The sequence below is a fragment of the Thioalkalivibrio sp. ALMg13-2 genome (assembly GCF_000381185.1).
Lineage (GTDB): Bacteria > Pseudomonadota > Gammaproteobacteria > Ectothiorhodospirales > Ectothiorhodospiraceae > Thioalkalivibrio > Thioalkalivibrio versutus.
This window is the reverse complement of the sequence record NZ_KB906100.1, coordinates 17,307-36,853: the sequence shown is the minus strand read 5'-3', so window position 1 is coordinate 36,853 and position 19,547 is coordinate 17,307. Positions and strand designations below refer to the sequence as shown.

General features: G+C 68.1%; 18 protein-coding genes. 6 read left to right on the top strand and 12 right to left on the bottom strand.

Annotated elements, in window-relative coordinates:
- Positions 1–38: 38 nt before the first annotated feature.
- The 11 genes from F618_RS0100170 to gshB all read right to left on the bottom strand — a co-directional run bounded on the left by F618_RS0100170 (position 39) and on the right by gshB (position 8,804).
- Positions 39–947: a dihydroorotate dehydrogenase electron transfer subunit gene (locus F618_RS0100170; RefSeq protein WP_018950994.1), complete on the bottom strand. Its 909-nt coding sequence runs from the start codon at positions 945–947 to the stop codon at positions 39–41.
- A complete protein-coding gene (locus tag F618_RS0100165) occupies positions 944–2,236 on the bottom strand; it encodes a dihydroorotase (protein ID WP_019567453.1) in 1,293 nt (430 codons plus the stop codon). The genes F618_RS0100170 and F618_RS0100165 overlap by 4 nt, the downstream gene beginning before the upstream one ends.
- Positions 2,233–3,246 carry an aspartate carbamoyltransferase catalytic subunit gene (locus F618_RS0100160; RefSeq protein WP_019567452.1) on the bottom strand — a complete coding sequence of 338 codons (1,014 nt, stop codon included), beginning with the start codon at positions 3,244–3,246 and terminating at the stop codon, positions 2,233–2,235. Before F618_RS0100160 ends, F618_RS0100165 begins: the two co-directional genes overlap by 4 nt.
- A gap of 19 nt (positions 3,247–3,265) precedes the next feature.
- Positions 3,266–3,787 (bottom strand): bifunctional pyr operon transcriptional regulator/uracil phosphoribosyltransferase PyrR, encoded by a 522-nt coding sequence (gene pyrR, locus F618_RS0100155; protein ID WP_018145120.1) that lies wholly within the window; start codon positions 3,785–3,787, stop codon positions 3,266–3,268.
- Positions 3,784–4,179, bottom strand: coding sequence for a Holliday junction resolvase RuvX (gene ruvX, locus F618_RS0100150; RefSeq protein WP_019563071.1), 396 nt, complete (start codon positions 4,177–4,179; stop codon positions 3,784–3,786). The genes pyrR and ruvX overlap by 4 nt, the downstream gene beginning before the upstream one ends.
- 2 nt (positions 4,180–4,181) lie before the next feature.
- Positions 4,182–4,760, bottom strand: a complete 579-nt coding sequence (locus tag F618_RS0100145) for a YqgE/AlgH family protein (protein WP_018937391.1) — start codon at positions 4,758–4,760, stop codon at positions 4,182–4,184.
- A 91-nt stretch (positions 4,761–4,851) separates the two neighbouring features.
- On the bottom strand, positions 4,852–5,724 hold the full coding sequence (locus F618_RS0100140; protein WP_019567451.1) for an energy transducer TonB: 873 nt from the start codon (positions 5,722–5,724) through the stop codon (positions 4,852–4,854).
- A gap of 156 nt (positions 5,725–5,880) precedes the next feature.
- Positions 5,881–6,429, bottom strand: coding sequence for a Gx transporter family protein (locus F618_RS0100135; protein ID WP_019567450.1), 549 nt, complete (start codon positions 6,427–6,429; stop codon positions 5,881–5,883).
- Positions 6,430–6,439: 10 nt separating this feature from the next.
- Complete coding sequence (locus tag F618_RS0100130; RefSeq protein ID WP_019567449.1) at positions 6,440–6,814, bottom strand: NusG domain II-containing protein; 375 nt, start codon at positions 6,812–6,814, stop codon at positions 6,440–6,442.
- Positions 6,811–7,848, bottom strand: a complete 1,038-nt coding sequence (locus F618_RS0100125; protein WP_019567448.1) for an FAD:protein FMN transferase — start codon at positions 7,846–7,848, stop codon at positions 6,811–6,813. Before F618_RS0100125 ends, F618_RS0100130 begins: the two co-directional genes overlap by 4 nt.
- Positions 7,849–7,853: 5 nt before the next feature.
- Positions 7,854–8,804 carry a glutathione synthase gene (gene gshB, locus F618_RS0100120; protein WP_038038014.1) on the bottom strand — a complete coding sequence of 317 codons (951 nt, stop codon included), beginning with the start codon at positions 8,802–8,804 and terminating at the stop codon, positions 7,854–7,856.
- 183 nt (positions 8,805–8,987) lie between these two features.
- Between gshB and pilG the strand changes: the two genes are divergently transcribed.
- The 6 genes from pilG to F618_RS0100090 are packed head-to-tail and all read left to right on the top strand — an operon-like array spanning position 8,988 to position 18,744.
- Positions 8,988–9,404, top strand: coding sequence for a twitching motility response regulator PilG (pilG, locus tag F618_RS0100115; protein WP_018175663.1), 417 nt, complete (start codon positions 8,988–8,990; stop codon positions 9,402–9,404).
- 45 nt (positions 9,405–9,449) lie between these two features.
- The gene (locus tag F618_RS0100110; RefSeq protein ID WP_018145129.1) at positions 9,450–9,815 is read left to right on the top strand and encodes a PleD family two-component system response regulator; all 366 of its coding nucleotides are present in this window, start codon (positions 9,450–9,452) and stop codon (positions 9,813–9,815) included.
- A complete protein-coding gene (locus tag F618_RS0100105) occupies positions 9,812–10,390 on the top strand; it encodes a chemotaxis protein CheW (RefSeq protein WP_018145130.1) in 579 nt (192 codons plus the stop codon). The genes F618_RS0100110 and F618_RS0100105 overlap by 4 nt, the downstream gene beginning before the upstream one ends.
- Before the next feature lie 39 nt (positions 10,391–10,429).
- The gene (locus F618_RS0100100; protein WP_026289419.1) at positions 10,430–12,517 is read left to right on the top strand and encodes a methyl-accepting chemotaxis protein; all 2,088 of its coding nucleotides are present in this window, start codon (positions 10,430–10,432) and stop codon (positions 12,515–12,517) included.
- A 15-nt stretch (positions 12,518–12,532) separates the two neighbouring features.
- The gene (locus tag F618_RS0100095) at positions 12,533–18,256 is read left to right on the top strand and encodes an Hpt domain-containing protein (RefSeq protein WP_019567447.1); all 5,724 of its coding nucleotides are present in this window, start codon (positions 12,533–12,535) and stop codon (positions 18,254–18,256) included.
- Complete coding sequence (locus F618_RS0100090) at positions 18,253–18,744, top strand: hypothetical protein (RefSeq protein WP_018168944.1); 492 nt, start codon at positions 18,253–18,255, stop codon at positions 18,742–18,744. Before F618_RS0100095 ends, F618_RS0100090 begins: the two co-directional genes overlap by 4 nt.
- Before the next feature lie 54 nt (positions 18,745–18,798).
- On the opposite strand, the gene F618_RS0100085 is transcribed toward F618_RS0100090, so the two are convergent.
- Complete coding sequence (locus F618_RS0100085) at positions 18,799–19,545, bottom strand: 16S rRNA (uracil(1498)-N(3))-methyltransferase (RefSeq protein ID WP_019567446.1); 747 nt, start codon at positions 19,543–19,545, stop codon at positions 18,799–18,801.
- Positions 19,546–19,547: the final 2 nt, after the last annotated feature.

Genomic DNA, 19,547 nt, shown 5'->3' with positions numbered 1-19,547 from the left:
GGCGAAGTCCCTGCCAAAGCCGGTTCCGGGATTTTGCTTCAGGCGCTCGTCGGCTCCGGGAATACATCGGCGGCCGCGAACACCGGGCCGTCCACGCAGACCCGTTTCATCGCTACCCCATTCGGAGTGCGCACCGGTACCGTGCAGCCGGCACAGCCGCCTACCGCGCAGGCCATGAACTCCTCCAGCGAAACCTGGCAGGGGAGATCGAACTCCGCGGCCAGTTCGGCACAGGCGGCGAGCATCGGATGGGGGCCGCAGGCGAAGATTTCCACTTGGGCGCGCTCCTCGGGTGCGAGTCCGGCGAGCCAGGCGCGCCCCAGGTCCGTGACGAAACCGTCATAGGCGCCCGGCAGCCCGGCCTTGGAGGTCAGGCGGCAGGCGACCCCCCAGTCTTCCAGCAGCGGCAGGGTCGCGATTGCCCCGTCCGGCAGGCCCGACCAGAGGATCTCCGACGGGCGGGCATGAAAGGGAAACGGCACCTCGGAGCCCAGCACCGCATGGGTCTTTCCCGCCTCGCCCTGAAGATGCAGGCGGTGGGCGAGGAAGATCATCGGGGGGATGCCGACCCCGCCCCCCAGCAGCAGGCGCCTCGGACGTTCCGGATTCAGGCGAAACGGCTGGCCAATCGGGCCCAGCACGCTGAGGGTATCGCCCTTAGCCTGCTGCGACAGGGCGCGCGTGCCGTCACCGACCACCTTGTAGAGGAACTCCACCCAGCCGGCCTCGCGGTCCACGCGCTGGATCGACAGCGGGCGGCGCATCAGCAGGCGCGGGGCGCATTGCAGATGGGCAAACTGCCCGGGCTGTGCCGCGTGGGCGCATTTGGGCGCGGAGACCCGCAGGATCCATTGGTCCGCCCCTGCGTCGTGATGGTCCAGGATGCGGCCTTCCTCCTGGAAGATCGTGCCTCGGTGGTTCCGGTCGGCAGTTTGGGTCGTGCTCATGCGGTGTCCTCGGCGGGGCGGGTCCAGACCGGGCGCCCGGCGACCCAGGTCTCGCGGACCTGTCCGGCGAAGGTCCAGTTGAAGAAGGGCGTGTTGTGGCCTGCGCTCAGCCAGTCTTTGCGGCGGACCTCGTGCATTGCGGCCGGGTCCCACAGCACGAAGTCGGCGCGCGCGCCCGCGCTCAGGTGTCCCTGGGCAAAGCCGAGGATATCCGCCGGCCCGGTGGTGACCCGGGCCAGTGCATCGTGCAGGCTCAGGAGTCCGTCCTCGACCAGGCGCAGCGTCAGCGGCAGGAGGGTCTCCAGCGCCGAGATGCCGGGCTCGGTACTGGCGAATGGGCCCAGCTTGCCATCCGGTTCATGTGGCTGGTGGTCGGAGCAGATCGCGCTGATGTCGCCGCGCGCGACGGCCGCGCGCAGGCCGTCGCGGTCGCGCTGGCCGCGCAGTGGCGGGATCACGTGGCAGTTCGGGTCGTATTCGGCGACGTCGACCTCGGTCAGGAACAGCTGGTGGGCGGCCACGTCTGCGCTCACCGGCAGACCGTCGGCACGCGCCTTGGCGATCATCTCCGCGCCGCGGCGGGTCGACAGCCGGGCCACGTGGACCCGCGCCCCGGTCTGCTCCACCAGCGCCAGGATGGCGCCCAGCGCCGCGGTCTCGGCGGCCTCGGGAATGCCGGCCAGCCCCAGGCGGGTGGAGACTGCGCCCTCGTGCATGCAACCGGAGCCGGTGAGGGCCGGGTCCTGCGCCGAGAGCACGATGGTCAGATCGAAGGTGGTGGCGTATTCCAGTGCCCGGCGCAGTACCAGCAGGCTGGCCAGTGGTTTGCTCGCGTTGCTGACTCCGCGTGCGCCGGCTTGCATCAGGGCGGCCATCTCGGCCAGCTGCTGGCCCTCCAGCTGATGGGTCAGCGCGCCGAGTACGTACACGCGTACGCCGCAGGCCTGGCGGGCGCGGCGATTGATCAGCTCGATCTCGGCGGGCGAGTCGATCGGCGGCTCGGTATCCGGCGGGACGACCACGCTGGTAATGCCGCCCCGGGCCGCGGCCAGGGTCTCGCTGGCGACGGTGGCCTTGTGTTCCTGGCCCGGTTCGCGCAGGCGCGCGGCCAGGTCGATCAGGCCGGGGATCAGCCAGAGCCCGCTGCCGTCGATGCGCCGGCGGGGCTCGAAGCCGTCCGGGATCTGGCCGCGGGCGAGGATCTCGCTGCCCTGCACGCATAGCGCGCCGACCGCGTCGAAGCCGTCCACCGGATCGAGGATGCGGGCGTTCTCGATCAGCACGCTCATGCCTGATGAGCCCCCATGACCATGGACATCACCGCCATGCGTACCGAGATCCCGTAGGTCACCTGTTCGAGGATCACCGAGTGCGGCCCGTCGGCCACGGCGGATTCGATCTCCACCCCGCGGTTGGCGGGTCCGGGGTGCATGACCAGGCAGGTCGGGTGCGCCAGTTGCAGCCGGCGCGAGGTCAGGCCGAACAGCTGGTAGTACTCGTGCTCGGAGGGCAGGTGGGCGTGTTCCATGCGCTCACGCTGCAGGCGCAGCATGATGATCACGTCGACGTCCTTCAGGCCGGCGTCGAGGTCGTTGTAGACGTGCACCCCGAGCTGTTCGACATTCGACGGCAGCAGCGAGCAGGGGGCGACCACGCGGACCTCGCCGGTCTGCAGGATGTTCAGCGCGTGGATCTGCGAGCGCGCGACCCGCGAATGCAGGATATCGCCGACGATCGCGACCTTGAGCTTGGTGAAGTCGCCCTTGTGCCGGCGGATGGTGAACATGTCCAGCAGCGCCTGGGTCGGGTGCGCGTGGCGGCCGTCGCCAGCGTTCAGCACGCTGATCCCCGGGGCTACGTGGCGAGCGATGAAATGGGCGGCCCCGCTCTCCTCGTGGCGCACGACGAACATGTCGACATTCATCGCCTCGATGTTGCGCAGGGTGTCCAGCAGGCTCTCACCCTTCACTGCCGAAGAGGTGTTGATGTTCACGTTCAATACATCGGCGGACAGGCGCTTGGCGGCCAGCTCGAAGGTGGTGCGGGTGCGGGTGCTGGCCTCGAAGAACAGGTTGACGATGGTCTTGCCGCGCAGCAGCGGGACCTTCTTCACCGCCTTCTCGTTCATGTTGGCGAACGATTCGGCGGTGTCCAGGATCTCGGTCAGGAGCTCCCGGTTCAGCCCTTCGATGGTCAGCATGTGGCGCAGCTGGCCGTCATCGGTCAGCTGCAGGCGGTTGGGCAGCGGGCCCGGTTCGGGCAGCCGCGCGCCGGGGTGGGCGATCTGGGTCTCGGTCATCCGTTGTGCATCCGGCGGGTCAGGCCTTCAGGTCCTCGGGATCGATCGTCACCCGTTCCAGGCGCAGTGGCTCGGGGCCGCGCAGCTTGATCTGTTCGGTCTTGCCGAGCTCCATGTGGGCGCCAACGATCGCCGCCGCGATCGGCAGCTCGCGCCCGTCGCGCTCGACCAGCACCGCGAGGGTCACCGAGGCCGGGCGGCCATAGTCGAACAGCTCGTTCAGGGCCGCGCGGATGGTGCGGCCGGAGTACAGGACGTCATCCACCAGCAGCACGTGTTCCCCGTCGAGATCTTCCGGCAGTTCCGACGGGCGCACCTGCGGGTGCATGCCGATACGCGAGAAGTCGTCGCGGTAGAAGCTGATGTCCAGCTTGCCCAGTGGGCGCTCCACCCCCAGGCGTTCGCGCAGGTGCTCCGCGATCCAGACCCCGCCGGAATGGATGCCGACCACGATGGGTGCGGCGATCCCGTGGGTCTTCAGGTAGTGGCGGGCCTGCTCGGCCATGTCGTCGAGCAGGGTCGGGACGTCCGGTGTCGTCATGATGCATTCTCCAGAAACCAGCCTTCGAGGATGACCGCGGCGGCGTGGGCGTCCAGCCCCGGGTCATGGCGTCCCGGCCGGCGTCGCTCGCGGGCCAGATGAGATGTCAGGTGCTCGTCGCACCAGTATACCGGTTGCCCGTAGCGCTCTTCGAGCGTGCGCGCAAAGGCGCGGATACGTCGGGCCAGCGGCGTGGGTTTGCCATCGGCCTGGGTTGGCCAGCCGACCACGAACCCCTCCGGGCCCCATTCCGCGACCAGGGCATCAATCGCGGGCCACAGGGCGGGCGCATCGTTGGTGAGCGTGCGCAGGCCGCGCGCGGAACCCGTGAGTTCCTCGCCCACCGCGACCCCGATCCGGCGCCGCCCGTAGTCGAACGCCAGCAGCCCCACCGTCAGGCGTGGCCGGAGGCCGAACTGATCAGGTTGACGTCGATGCCGATCAGTTCCGCGGCGGCGCGCCAGCGCTCGGCGCTGGCGCGATCAAACAGGATGTCCGCGTCGGCGCGAGCGGTGAGCCAAGCGTTATCGGCCAGCTCGCTTTCCAGTTGGCCGGGGCCCCAGCCAGCGTGCCCCAATGCGACCAGAACCCGGCGCGGCCCCTGGCCCGCGTTGATCGCCTCGAGGATGTCGCGCGAGGTGGTCAGCACGATGGAGTCGGTGATGGGCTGGCTGCCGCGCCAGGTCTGCTCGGCGGAGTGCAGAACGAAACCGTGTTCCGGCTGCACCGGGCCGCCGCGATAGACCGGCATCTCCGGCAGATCCTCGCCGGGTTCCAGCTCCACATGTTCCAGCAGCTCGCGCAGGGAGAACTCGGTGGGCTGATTGATGACCAGGCCCAGCGCACCTTGTTCGTCGTGATCGCAGATATAGGTGACCGCATGGCTGAAATAGCCATCGTTCAGGCTCGGCATGGCGATCAGGAAGTGATCGCGCAGGCAGTCGGGCTCGTGACGGGCGGGCGTCGGCTTCATGCCACCAGTATCGATGCTGACTCTGCAGGTCGCAAGGAAGGCCGGGCCGGTTTTCCCGATCCCGTGTGCGGCGCCGTTAATTCGTGTCTCCCTAGCGGATCTGTTCTATCTGGTCGCGGCGGAAGGCCCAGGTGCGGGTAATCACCAGTTCGTCGTATTCCTCGCGCATCGCCTCGGTGAACGGCGCGTACGGGGCCGCCAGCTCCACGATGCGGATGGCGGCCTGGTCCAGGACCGGCTCGCCCGAGCTGCGGGCGACCTCGATGTTGATCAGTTCGCCCTCCGGGTTCAGGCGGACCGACAGGACCAGGGTCCCGGAGAGGCCGCGGCGCCGCGCCTCGTCTGGATAGTTCACGTTGCCCAGGCGTTCCACCTTGTTGATCCAGGCCTGCAGATAGGCGGCTTCGGGGGCGCTGCGCGCGGCCAGGCTGTCCAGATAGCGGGTGCGGCTGGCGCGGGTGGAGAATGTCTGGCGCTCTTCCGCCGGTGCCGCCCGCGCGCTCTCCAGGCCGCGATTCATCAGGGTCGCGGCGGAGGGTCGGTCCTCGGCATCGGGGGCTTCCAGCGGCTCGGGGTCGGCGACCTCGGGCGGCGCGGCACGCTCGTCCGGGGTGTCGGCGGTGACCTGATCGGGTTCCGGCTCGGGCTCCGGGAGCGCCGGGTCTAGGATCAGCGGGCCGGCCTCCGGCAAGGGCGCGTCGAGGCCCTCCGGCGCGGGCTCGCCGATGCCGGCATCCTCTGCATCCGGGGCCTGCGCCTCGCGGACCTCCTCGCCTTCACCGCTCGCAGCCTGGTCGCGGGTGGCGATGTGCTCGACCTCGTCGTCCAGTTCTGGTGGCGGGGCATCGGGATCGGTGACCCAGGTAATGTCCAGGGGCTCGCGAGTGGGTGCCTCGATCGGATCGACCGCGAAGCCGATCCCCAGGATGATCAGCGCGTGCACGACCACCGCGAGGAAGATCATGGTCCCCAGGTGGTCCTGTACGCGGGGCGCCTCCGGCGGGGGCGTGCCGGCTGGCCGTCCGGCGAGGGCGTTCGAAGCGGTATTCGCTGTCACGTCCCCTCCGGCCCACGGCGGACGCACACTGCCCCGGGGCCCGTGGGGCGGGCCGGACTGGCGCTAATCATTGGGCGTGGGGTTGTGGACATGGCGCTGGATTCGCGGGTCGGCGAGTACGTGGGCGGTCAGTATACCGGTCAGGCCGCCGGTGATCAGGGCGGCGAGCAACAGTGGCGGTAGCACCAGCGGCAGGTTGGGGTGCGGGATGATGATTGCCCAGGCGAGCAGAAACTGCCCGGTGATGTGGGCCATCGCGGCGGCGATGGCCAGGCCCACCGGGCCGACATGCCGGGGGGCGAAGGGGCGCAGGGCGGCCAGCAGGACGAGGCTCGCCAGGGCGCCGGCCAGCGACAGCCAGAATGCCGGGCTCAGCAGGGTCCCCAGCAGCAGGCTGCTGCCGACCACCCGGATCAGGGTGACCGCGACGGCCGCGCGCCAGCCGAGGACCAGCAGGGTGATCAGGGTGACGATGTTGGCCAACCCCGGCTTGATGCCCGGGACCGGGCTGGGGATGGCGGCCTCGAGGATCTGGATCCCGATGGCAATGGCGGCCAGCGCAGCGATCGCGCGGTCGCGGGTGTCGGTCCCGGCATGCGGATCGCCGGTCATCGTGGCCACATCAGTAATGCATGCTGTCGAAGCCCGGTTCCGTGCCGAGGACCTGCAGGGTCAGTCGATTGGGCAGGCTGACGGCGACCTCGCCGTGGGCCTGCAGCCAGCCGCTGGCCTCGCAGATATTCTGGCGCCCGGGGGAGTCGGCGCAGCGGGCCCGGCCCGGTTCGATCTCGATGTGGGTGATCCCGGCCGGACCGTGGATCTCGAGGACCCGGGCCCGATCCAGTGGCTCGTGCTGCGGGGTGGCCCCGGCCTGGCTGATGATCAGTACCCGGGCCTCTCCCGAAGGGCTGTAGGCGAAAACGAAGGCCGCGACTACGACCCCCGCAGCCAGAGCCCCGATCAGGGTGTCGCCCCAGCGCAGCAGCCTGTGGTTCACGGCAGTTCGCGCACCACGAACGGCTCCCGGTCGGGGCCGGGTTGCACGCGCTCGGCGAGCGCCGGCGTGGCCTCGATGCGGTCGCCGAGAACCACCAGGGCCTGTTCGATGCCCATCTTGCGGGCGTACTCCGGCCAGGCGTCGGGCCCGGCAATCATCAGCGTGGTGGCGGCGGCATCGGCCAGCGCCGGATCGTGGTGGAGCACTGTGGCGCTGTCGATTCCCTGGCTCGGGTGGCCGCTGCGCGGGTCGATGACGTGGTGGATGCGCTCGCCTTCCCACTCGTAGCCGCGCTCGTAGTCGCCGGAGGTGAACAGGGCCTCGCCGGCGTCCAGTTCGATGCTGCCAAGCACGCCGCCATGTGGATGACGGATGCCGACCCGCCAGGGCCGTTCGCTGGGGCGGCCCAGGGTCATCAGGTCGCCGCCGGCGTTGAAGATCGCGGCCTCGACACCGCGTTCCGCCAGCAGCTCCAGTACGCGCTCCACCGCCAGGCCCTTGGCCAGCCCGCCGAAGTCGAGCTGCAGGTCCGGGTGCGTCCCGCGCAGGCGTACGCCGTTGCGTTCGATGTCCTGCATGCGGGGCGGGTCGTCCAGCAGCTCGGCCAGGGTGGCCTCGTCCGGGGGTGGGCCGCCGGGTTCGTCCTGATGGAAGCCCCAGGCGGCGACCAGCTTGCCCAGTGCGGGGTTGAAGAGGCCGTCGCTCAACGTCTCCATCTCGCGGCCGTGCTCGATTAGCGGCAGCACCGACGGCGGGGCGCTGAACTCGCCCTGCAGGGCGAGTAGCTCGTTGGTGCGCCCGAGCGACCCGGGTTCCCATGCATGCCAAGAGGTATGCAGGATTTCCAGTTCCTCCTGAACTGCGGTCCCGATCGCCTCCACGTCGTATTCGCCGGCCGGGTAAAGGCTGAGGTCCACCAGCGTGCCGAAGGCGTAAAAGCCAAGCTGTTCCGTATCCGGTTCCTCGCGGCCGCAGGCGGCCAGCAGGGCGGCCGCGAGCAGCAGGGGCAGGGTTCGAATCAATATGGAGCGCATGCCGCTCATCCTTCGATCGGGCGAGTGAGGTAGTCGATGTACTGGCCGGCCAGGTCGTCGCCGCCTGCCGCGTCCAGTTCGCGGACACCGGTGGGGCTGGTGACGTTGATCTCGGTCAGGGAGTCCCCGATGACGTCGATGCCGACGAAGTCCAGCCCGCGGGCCTTCAGCTCCGGGGCGATTTCGTGGCAGATCCAGCGATCGCGTTCGGTCAGGGGCACGGCCTCGCCCCGGCCGCCGGCGGCCAGGTTGGCGCGGCTTTCGCCCGCGGCCGGGATGCGGGCCAGGGCGTGGTCGTAGGGCTCGCCACCGATCAGGATGATGCGCTTGTCCCCAGCAGTGAACTCCGGCAGGAAGCGCTGCGCGACCACGCTGCGCTGGTCGAACTCGGTGATGGTCTCGAGGATCACCGAGGTGTTCGGGTCGCCCTCGCGGACACGGAATATCGAGGCCCCGCCCATGCCGTCCAGTGGCTTGACCACGATGTCTCCCTGCGCCTCGAGGAAGGCGCGGATCCGGCCCCGGTCACGGGTAATCAAGGTGGGCGGGCAGCACTGGGGGAAGTGGACGGTAAAGGCCTTCTCGTTGACGTCGCGCAGGGCCTGCGGGCGGTTCGATACCCGTACGCCGTCGCGCTCGGCGAGCTCGAGCGCGTAGGTCGCGTAGATGTACTCCAGATCGAACGGCGGGTCCTTGCGCATCAGCAGCAGGTCGAAGCGCGCCGCCGGACCCGTCACGGGCTCGCCCAGGGTGAAGAAGTCCTCGTGCCGGTCGTGCACGTCGATCGGGCGGCTCCGGGCCGCCGCCCGGCCCTCTTCGATCCACAGGTCGGCCGGCTCCAGGTAGTGCAGGCGATGGCCGCGGGCCTGTGCTGCCAGCATCATGGCGAAGGTGGTGTCCTTCCACGGTTTGATACCCGCGATCGGGTCCATCAGGATGGCGATGTTCTGGGCCACGTTGCCTCGCACGAACGGGATGTTCCGGGGAGTATGCCATGCCCGCCGGGGCTGTCGGTGACCCCGCAAGCTGGATCAGCGCCGCGCGCGTTGCGGCCCCCGGTATGCAATATCATTGTGTGCTGTTTGTCACAGAGCCCCGGTTCCGCTAGATTCGGGGCGAAATGACCTCAGGGGGAAAAGGTGTCTAACGCGCTTGCCGAAGCGGACTCGGCCACCGAGTTTCAGGGGCTCAAGGTCATGGTGATCGATGACAGCAAGACCATTCGGCGTACCGCCGAATCCTTGCTGCAGAAGCACGGGGCCGAAGTCATCACCGCCGTGGACGGCTTCGAAGCGCTGTCCAAGGTCGCGCAGTCGCGCCCGGACATTATCTTCATCGACGTCATGATGCCGCGTCTGGATGGCTACCAGACCTGCGCACTGATCAAGAACAACAGGGAATTCCGTGCCACGCCGATCATCATGCTGTCGAGCAAGGACAGCGTGTTCGACAAGGCGAAGGGGCGCGTTGTGGGGTCGGAAGACTACCTCACCAAGCCGTTTACCCGGGATGACCTCCTGGGCGCCATGCGCCGATACGCCAGTCCTGCGGCGTGATGCACAGCGTCGCCACTGCACACCAACCAAGGAAAGACGAACCCCATGGCCCGCATTCTGATCGTTGACGATTCGCCGACCGAAATCCATGTCCTGCGCACGATGCTCGAGAAAAACGGGCACTCGGTGACCACCGCCGAAAGTGGCGAGGATGGGGTGGCCGCCGCCAAGTCGCAGGTGCCGGATCTGGTCCTGATGGATGTGGTGATGCCGGGCCTGAATGGCTTCCAGGCCACGCGTCAGCTTTCCCAGGCGGATGAAACCGCGCATGTCCCGGTGGTTGTGGTCAGCACCAAGGATCAGGCCACCGACCGGGTCTGGGCGATGCGTCAGGGGGCTCGCGACTACATCACCAAGCCAGTGGTCGAGAAGGACCTGCTGGCCACCATCGGGAAATATCTGTCGGCATGAAGACCGACCTGTCCTCGCCGTTTGCGCTGATTGCGAGCCTTGATCGTGAAGGGCGCCGCGTCAATCGCGAACTGCGGCGGGACATCGGCACCGGCTGGCGCGGCGTCCTGTTACGGGTTGGCGATTTCCGCTTCCTGGTCGATATGGATTCGATCGCGGAGGTCGCCGACCCGATGGCGCTGACCCGCGTGCCGCTGGCGGACTCCGCCGTGCTCGGCGTGGGCAATCTGCGGGGGCTGGTGCTGCCGGTCTTCGACATGGGCAGGCTGCTGCTGGACCGGCCATTGCCGGACGACGCGACCGGGCAGCGCATCGTGGTGGCGCCTCAGGGCCAAGGCATGGCCGGGCTTCTGGTCAGCCAGGTCGAGGGGATGCGCCGTTGCATCCCCTCCCAACGGCGCCTGGAGGTCTCGGTACCCGAGGCCGTCCGACCCTTTATTACTGGCGGATTCGATCTCGGGCACCGGTTGCACCCGGTGCTGGATCTGGACCTGCTACTCAATGACAACAATCGCTTTACCGGCACGGGCTTGGCCGGTGCATCCAATAGCGAACAGTCCGCAGCTACCGTCTGATGACGGGGTTCGCGGTGCTGCGACAGGGAGTATGAACTGATGGGATCGAGTCGTCGCGCACGTAACTTCGTCCTCGGGGGCTTGCTGGTGCTGGCCCTGATCGCGACAGGCGGGGCCTTTACCTACCACGAGTACGAGCAGAGTCAGTACCGTGACCGGATCGCGCTGGCCAATGACTTGCGTCTGTTGTCGCAGCGTCTCGCCACCAGCTCGCTGGAGGCGGCCGCCGGCTCCGAGCAGGGATTCCGCGATCTGCAGTCCCTGCGCGATGACTTCGAGGCCCGCCTGGATCGAATCCGCCAGGGGGGTGACGGTCTGCAGCCACTTCCGGAACCCTTGCAAGAGGATATCGCCGCGGTGGATCGCGAATGGTCGGCGTACCGGGACAACATCAACACGGTCATCCTCGGGCGTTCGGACATCCAGTTGATCACGGAATTCTCCGATGCGGTGGCCGCGTTTTCGCCGGAGCTCTCGCGCCTGTCCGACGATGTGGTGCGGCGCATGACCCGGATCGGCGAGCCGCCGGAGCAGGTCTATGTGGCGGCGCGCCAGACCATGCTGATTCAGCGTATTGCCAACAGCCTGGGTCGCGTGCTCCAGGGGGGCGCCGAGGCGGCCCCCGCGATCGAGCGCTTCGAGCGTGATGCAACGTTGTACGGCCGCGTGCTGGACGGCCTGATCGAGGGGTTCGCCCCGCTGGGGGTCGAACCGGTCGATGACCCGCAAGCGCGCGCCTTGCTGATGGAGATCGCCACGCTGTTCGTCGCCTTTAGCGAGGCCGTGGAAGGCGTTCTGGATACCTCTACCCAGGTGTTCGAGGTCAATGCGGCGGCCTCCAATGTCGAGGCCAGCAGTGGCGCGATGCTGGAGACCACCGGGGACTTCGAAAACGCCATCACCGTTGAGGCCGAACGCGCGGGCTTGGTCGCGCTCATCGGGTTCGGCTTCGGTGGCCTCGCGCTGCTGCTGCTGATCGCGATGGGTCTGTTCCTCTACCGCGATACCAAGCGCGAGCTGGCCGAGACCGAGGCGCAGAATGAACGCAACCAGCAGGCAATCCTGCGCCTGCTCGATGAAATGATGAACCTTGCGGATGGCGACCTCACGGTCAACGCGACGGTGACCGAGGACTTCACCGGGGCCATCGCGGACTCGATGAATTACGCGATCGAGAACCTGCGCACCCTGGTCGCGACCATCAACACGGTGGCGGCCGATATCAGCGAATCCTCGGCTTCCACGCGGTCCCAGGTGCTGGGGCTGGCCGAGAAGTCGGAAGAACAGGCCCGCGAGATCCAGCGCGCGGACGACGCGATCGAGGAGGTGTCGGGCTCGGTCGACAAGGTCGCCCAGGATGCCGAACAGTCGGCCTCCGTGGCACGTAACTCGGTGGAGATTGCATCCCGCGGGGCGGGCACCGTGCGCCGTTCCATCGAGGGCATGGACAACATCCGCGAACAAATCCAGGAGACGGCGAAACGGATCAAGCGCCTGGGTGAATCGTCGCAGGAGATTGGCGACATCATCGGCCTGATCAACGACATCGCCGAACAGACCAACGTGCTCGCACTGAATGCCGCGATCCAGGCCTCCGCCGCGGGCGAGGCCGGTCGCGGCTTCGCGGTGGTGGCGGATGAGGTCCAGCGCCTTGCGGAGCGCTCCTCCAGTGCAACCCGTCAGGTGGAGGGGCTGGTCAAGGCCATCCAGGCCGATACCAGCGAGGCCGTGAGCTCCATGGAACAAAGTACCGCCAACGTGGTGCAGGGGGCCGAACTGGCCCAGGCCGCGGGCGAGGCGCTGTCCGAGATCGAGCAGGTCTCCAGTGATCTGGCGGATCTGATCGACGGGATCTCCTCGTCGGCGCGCAAGCAGTCCGAGATGGCGCAGGACGTGACCTCCATCATGGCCCAGATCCGCGAGATTACCTCCGAGACCACGCAGGGGACCCAGTCCACCGCGGCGGCGATCGGCGACCTGGCCCAGCTCTCGGCCCAGCTGCAGTCCTCGGTATCGGACTTCAAGCTGCCGGAGCCGGGCGGCACCACCGAACGCGTCGATGCTGCGATCGAGGGGGAGCCGGCTTCCGACCCCGATCCGACCTCTTCCGACGAACAACGAGCCTGACGGCGGACGCGGCCGATGGCATCCAGCGCACTGAACTGGGTCCGCGACGAACTCGACAAGCTGTTTGTCGAGGTCCAGGACGCGTTGCGACGGTACTCCGACGATCCGGGCTGTAGCGATTGTCTGGCCGAGGCGCGCAGTCGTGTCGAACAGATCCGCAACACCCTGGTCATGGTCCAGGTCGACAGCGTGGTCCTGATCTGCGACGAGATGTTGCAGGTCCTGGGGCAGATCGAACGCGCTGACGAGCCGAATGTGGCCGCCACCGAGCCGCTGCTGCGGGCCGCCCTGCAGCTGCCCGACTACCTCGAGAACGAGGGCGATGGCGAATTGCCGTCGCCCATGATCCTTGTCCCTCTGCTGAATGAGTTGCGCACCAGTCGCGGCGCTTCGTTGCTGCTGGATGTCGCGGCATTGATGCCGGACCCGCAGACAGTGGACGACGAGCGTGTAGGCTCGGGTGGCGATGTGCTCGATCCGGCATCTCGCGTCCCGCTGCTGCAACAGGCGCGTCGGCGCTTTCAGCGCGATCTGCTGGAATTGGTGCGCGGCGAAGATGCGACCGAACCAGCCGCCCGAATGCAGGCGACTGCCCGCGTGGTGGAGGAGGCCGTTCCGGCGGGCGAGGCCCGGCGCTTGTTCTGGGTCGCCGGTGCGATGCTCGAGGCGGTCGCCGAGGGCGGTGTTGAAGCCGATACCGACGTGCGCCGACTGGTCGGCCGGGTCGATCGCGAACTCGGACGCTATCTGAACGCCTTGTCGGCCCATGTGGAGGCCGGTAATGCCGGATCGGAACCGGAATACGAGGCATCGCCCGACCTGATCAAGACCCTTCTGTTCCACGTTGCCTGTGCAACCTCCGAGGGCGAACAGACCCTCGCCGTGCGCGAGGTATTCGGGCTCGACCAGTTGAGCCTCGTGGAAGGTGGTACCGGGGTGGGCCGTTCGGTCTACGACAACCTGCGCCAGGCCCTGGAAGACGACCTTGCCGAGGTCCGCGAGCGGCTGGATGTCTTGATGCGGTCACAGGTGCGGGGTGTCGACGACCTCGAGAGCCTGCGCGGGCAGGTCGAGCGTATTGGCTCGACACTCAGTCTTCTCGGGCTGGATGCCGGACAGGACCACACCGACGCCCTGATGGCATCGCTTACTCCCGAGCGCGCGGGCGCGGCGGATGAACAGGTCGACATGGTGCTGGCGGAGCACCTGCTGGCGCTGGAGTCCCTGCTGGAATCGGGTCTGCGCCGCAAGAGCGCCAGCCCCTCGCCCCAGGCCGAATTCGATCGCGCGCTGGCGGCGGCCGTCTACAAGGAGGCCCTGGTGGATGTGCGCCGGGTCCGCGACATCTTCCTCGGATTCCTTGATGCCGGCGCGGACGCCTCTGGCGATGGACTCGACGAGGCCCGCGAGGGGCTGCGCCGGATCGAGGGCGCGATGTCGATGTCCGGCTTCGAGGCCCTGCACGCCCTGCTGGGCCCGCTGATCCGTCATCTTGATTCCCGCGCCGGCATGGCAGCGGCCGAACTCGACGAAGGCGAGGTCGAGGCGCTTGCCGAGGTCCTTAGCAGTATCGAGGTCGCCCTGGAGTCTTCCGGACAGCCCTGGCGTGAGCTGGACAGTGTTCACGAGCGGGGGATTGCGGCCCTGCAGCGCATTGGTGCGATCTCCGGCGGCGGCGATGTCGCCGCCGTCCGTCTGGCTGCGGCCCCGGATGCGCCGGCGGCAGACACCGGGGCTGAAGCGGACCCCGCCGGCCTCGCCGAGCCTCCGGTTTTCGATCTCGGCACACCCGGCGATGAACCTGACGAAGATCCATTGGACACGCTCGCCGCCGATGCCGATGCCGATGCCGATGCCGATGCCGATGCGGCGCCTGTCGTGCAGCCGGCGAGCCCGCTGCCCGCGGCCGGCCGCGATTCATTGCCTTTCGACGACACCGTGCTGGCGGAGCAGGTCCGCGGTCCCGATGTGGACCTGGAAATCCTGGAAATCTTCCTCGAGGAGGCGGACGAGGAGGTAGCCAGTCTGGGCGAACACTTCCCGCGCTGGCAGGCCAACCCGGCCGATCTCGACAGCCTCTCGGTCATTCGCCGTTCCTTCCACACGCTGAAAGGGTCGGGCCGGTTGGCCGGCGCCTTGCGTCTGGGCGAATTCGCCTGGGCCGTGGAGTCGTTCCTCAACCGCCAGCTGGATTCCGGCCAGGAGGCGGACCACGCCACGTTGCAGGTCATCGAGGATGGCATCGGCGTCCTGCCCGGACTGGTCGCGGAGGTGCGTGACGATACCGGGCCGGTTACGCCGGTTCTGGACATTGCCCTGCGTCTGCGGGCTCTGGCCGCCGGCGAGCCGGAACCCGACGAGGCCGAAACGGAAGATGACGAGGCGGCTGTGCGCGCTGCGCCGCCGGGGGCGGACGCGGAGTTCGAGGCCCTGGCGCGCACCCTCGACGAACTGGACGCCCCGGATTCGTTCGCAGGCGCCGAGACGGCAGCCCCCGACCAGGACGAGGCGGTCGACGAGCTCCTGCAGGAGCCGGGCGCCTTTGTGCCCGATCTGCCGCCGGATGCCCTTGCAGCGGCGACCGACAGAACGGAATCCGCCGAGTCCGAGTACGGCGGAACCCTGGATTCGCCGTGGCAGACGGAAGAGCCGCCGGCGGCTGAGCGGTCTGCTGAACCGCTGGATCTCGACGCCCTGGAGCTTCCCGCCGATGCCTTCGAGGTGACCGAAGAGGCGCTGACCGAGGGCGACACGATGGCCCCGGATGTTGGGGTCGAGGTCGGGGAGGATTCCGGCGCCGTCGAGGAGGGCGCCCTCGAAGGTCCTGTCGACGGAGAGGCCGAGGCTGAAGAGCCGGAGCTCCCGTCCGAGCCTGTGGCCGCTCGCATGGACACGGATCCCCAGCTGTGGCAGGTGTTTGCCGCTGAGGCGCAGGTCCATCTGCTCGCGCTGCGTGGTTGGCTGGACGAGTCCCAGTGGCGCCCGGACCGGGTCCCGAATCATGACCTCGAGCGGGCGCTGCATACCCTGAACGGCAGCGCCCGGACGGCCGATATTCGTGGCATTTATTCGGTGTGCGGACCGTTCGAACGGCTGATCCGGATCCATCGCGACATGGAATGGGCGCTGCTGCCGCAGGCCATCGAGTTGCTGCGGCAGCTGGAGACGTACGTGGCCGATGCAGTCGGCGACGAGGCACCGGACCCGCTCAAGGTCCTGGACCCGCCGCCCTGGGCCCCCGAGGTCTATGCCCTGCTGGATAATGCGACCGCGGAACAGCTGCTGCGAACAGAAGATGATGCCAGCGAGGAAGAGTCGCCCGACTTCGACGACCTCGATGTCGCCGAGTCGACCGCAGAGCCGGAACCGGAACCGGAGATCGACTGGGAGTTTGCCGAGGTCTTCATCGAGGAGGCGCGCGATATCCTCGAGTCTGCGTTCACGGCCCTGAATGGCTGGCGCGAGACTGGGGGGCGCCCGGGGCCCGATCAGAATGCCTTCCAGCGCGAAGTGCACACCCTGAAGGGCAGCGCCCGCATGGCCGGTTTCACCGTGGTCGGAGCCATTGCGCACGCCCTGGAAAGTGCGTTGAGTGTGGAGACCGAGACCGGTCTGGAGCCGCGCGACGGCTTCTTCCAGCTTACCGAGCGGGCCTTGAGCGACGTACAGCGCCTGGTCGAGCGCGGGGTCGGGGCCTGGCAGATGGACGAATCGGCCAGCGAATCGCTGCCCGCGCTGCGCGCCTGGGCCGGGGGTGAAGCGGACGCCGAATCGACCGAAGCGGAGCCCGAGACGGATACGTTTGAGAGCGACGACTCCGAAGCCGAAGCCACCTCCGGGAAGGATCTGGTGGTCGAGGAGGCCCGAGCGGAGACGGACCGGCGCAGCCACGAGGCGCCGGAGACCGAGGGCCGGCGGATCCAGGACCAGGTGCGCATGGATGCCGAGGTCCTCGACAGCCTGGTGAACAATGCCGGCGAGCTGGCGACCTTCCATCGCCGCTTCGAACAGACGGTTGGGCGGGTCGAGAGCCAGGTCGACGAACTGGAGCGCACCATCGCCCGTCTGCGCGACCAGCTGCGCAAGCTCGAGATCGAAACCGAGACCCAGATCCTGTTCCGGGTGGAGGAGGAGAGTGGGGAGGACGCCCTCGACTTCGATCCGCTGGAAATGGACCGCTATTCCGGCATCCAGCAGCTGTCCCGCGCGCTCGCCGAGAGTGTCAGTGACCTCGAGGCCCTGAAGCAGGAAGTCGGTGACGAGTTGCAGAATGCCGGGGGCATCCTTCTGCAGCAGCGGCGCGTGGGAACCGATCTGCAGGACCAGTTGATGCGTCAGCGCATGGTGCGTTTCGCGCGTATGGCGCCGCGGCTACGACGGGTGGTACGCCAGGCGGGCGAGGACCTGGGCAAACAGGTCCGCGTCGAGTTCACCGGCCAGGGGGCCGAGCTGGACCGTGCCCTGCTGGAACGCCTGGTGTCGCCGTTGGAGCACCTGCTGCGCAATGCCATTGCGCACGGTATCGAAGGCGCTGCCGAGCGGGAACAGGCACACAAGCCGGCGCAGGGCCAGATCGATGTCAGTCTGGAGCAGTCCGGCAGCGAGATCCGGTTGCAGGTCACGGATGACGGCCGGGGCATCGATGCCGAGGCGATCCGGGCGCGCGCGGCGGAGCGCGGGCTCATCGCGGCGGATGCCGAGGTCACGGATGCCCAGGCCCTGCAGCTCATCCTGCAGTCCGGTTTCTCCACCGCCGCCGAAGTCTCGCAGGTGGCGGGGCGCGGCGTTGGCCTGGACGTGGTGAACAGCGATGTGAAACAGCTGGGCGGCACGCTGGAGATCCAGTCGACGCCAGGCAAGGGCTCGCGTTTCATCATGCGCCTGCCGTTCACCCTGGCGATCTCGCAGGCCTTGCTGGTGCAGGTGGGCGAAGAAACCTTTGCCGTCCCGATGGCCTCGGTGGAGGGCGTGGTTCGCACGCGAGCCGAGGAGATCGATCGCCGGGACGACGAGGCAATCTACAACTACATCGGTCAGGACTACGCAGTGCGCGGGCTCGGTGACTTGATGGGTGTGGAGAGTCAGGCGGGCGTCGAACACTTGCCGGATCATCCGTTCCCGTTGTTGCTCGTGCGCGCCGACGATCAGCGTATCGCGTTGCGCATTGACGGCCTGCTGGGAAGCCAGGAGGTTGTGGTGAAGTCGGTAGGCCCGGTCCTCAGTCGTATCCCGGGTGTGGCCGGTGCCACCCTCCAGGGCGATGGTTCGGTCATGCTGATTCTTGACCTGAGCATGTTGGTGCGGTTTGCCTCCGCGACGGCGTCCCTGGCGGAGACGCCGCAGGCTGTTGTCGAGACGGCGAGCGCGAAACGGATCATGGTGGTGGATGACTCGATTACCATTCGCAAGGTCACCGCGCGCCTGCTGACGCGCCACGGCTACGACGTGGTCACGGCCCGCGACGGTCTCGATGCGGTGGGCCTGCTCGACGAGCGGCGCCCGCAGCTGATCCTGCTGGACGTGGAGATGCCGCGCATGGACGGCTTCGAGTTCGCCGCCCACGTGCGCGATCATCCGGACTTCGGGGGGGTGCCCATCATCATGATCACCTCGCGCAGCGGGACCAAGCACCGCGAGCGCGCCAACCGTCTCGGGGTCAACGGTTATCTCGGGAAACCGTATCTGGAGAATGACCTGCTGAACGCGATCCGCGAGCAACTCGAAGGGATACTGGCATGAGCGAGGAAGCACAGGGTCAGGCCGTCGAGGCGGTGATCGTTCAGCTGGATAGCGGCTCCATCCTGCTGCCCCGCAGCGCCTTTCTCGAGGTGACCACCCGCGCCGGGGCCGTCCAGCAGGAATCCGAGCATCCGGATGTCCCCTGGCTGCAGCCCAGCCTGGTCTGGCAGGACGTGCAGGTGCCGGTGATCAACGTGAACCAGTTGCTGGATCCGGGCCGCGACAGCGGCGAGGATCGCCGGCGGTTCACCCGCCTTCTGGTGATGCAGGCGGTGATGCAGCCGGATCACCTGCCGTTTTATGCCCTGGAGGTTCGCGGTACGCCGCATCCGGTGCAGATCACCGCGCAGAATATCTATGCGCTGGAGGACGTCGACGCCACTCCGTGGTCCTGGCGGGTGAAGGCCTCGGGCGTGACGACGCACTTGCTTCGACTGGATACCCTCGAGCAGCGTCTGCTCGAGCTTGCGGAGACGCAGCCAGCCTGATCATGTGGCGGCGACTCGAGGCGACCCCACCGGGGCGGTTCCCGCCTGTTGTGACTAGCCTCGAAGGTCCCCGAGACGCGCCTGTACCAGGGTGATCAGGGCCATTGCGGCCGTCTCGGTGCGCAGGGTCCGCGGGCCCATGCCGACGCCCAGAAATCCGCCTGCCCGGGCCTGCTCGCGCTCCGCAGGCGTTAGCCCCCCTTCCGGTCCGATATACAGCGCCACTGCGCCGGGCGGGTGCCCGCGTGCGACCAGGCGGTCGTCCAGCCCGGGCGCGCCTTCCTCGGCGAGCAGCCCGAGGCTGTCCGGGCATTCCGCGAGTGCGGCCGCGGGCAGGGCCGGTTGATGTAGCGCGGGCAGTTCATTGCGGCCGCATTGCTCCACAGCGGCCTGCAGGATGCCCTGCCAGTGCCGCTGGCGCTTCTCCAGTCCCTTGTGGGCGGCAGCCGAACGCGAGCGCTCGCACAGCACCGGGCGGATGGACTGAACGCCGAGCTCCACGGCCTTCTGAATGGCCAGGTCCATATGGTCGCCGCGGGCCATGCCCTGCAGCAGGTGGATCGGAAACGCGGGATGGGTTGGGGCGGCGGCACGTTCGCCCAGATGGAAGGTGCCGTGGCGTCGGTCGGTGAGTTCGAGGGTCGCGTCGAATTCGTTGCCGAGGCCGTCGAAGACGCGGCAGGGGGCGCCGCTTTTCAGACGCAGGACGGTGGTGGCGTAATGCAGCCGGTCCTGTGGGGCGGGGAGCAACTGCCCCGCGGCCAGTGCCTCGGATTCGAGCAGCAGCCGGGGGCAGCGCATGC